At 33.9% G+C, this 221-nt stretch carries 1 protein-coding gene; it reads right to left on the bottom strand.

Annotated elements, in window-relative coordinates; all coding sequences use genetic code 11:
- The coding region (gene thiW / locus ACX6CF_RS26950) for an energy coupling factor transporter S component ThiW (RefSeq protein WP_458788455.1) at positions 1-216 on the bottom strand (216 nt) is incomplete at its 3' end.
- Positions 217-221 lie beyond the last annotated feature (5 nt).

A 221-nucleotide genomic window follows, 5' to 3' on the forward strand; every position in this document is an offset into this window, starting at 1 on the left:
AAGATATGTATTAGCAAATCTCTTGAACATTAGACCAGCAAATAAAGCACCAAAAATACTGCCGGGAAATGCTAACAATGTTCCCATAGCAAAAATATTTCTTAATGTGGATATAACTATTGCATTAAGTACTGCGTATACAGGTCCTAATAGTATTGCAGATATTACGTTGATTAGATGTTGCCACGGAAAACATTTTGCAGCACCAATAGGAATATGAT

It is taken from the genome of Vallitalea sediminicola (genome assembly GCF_054408565.1).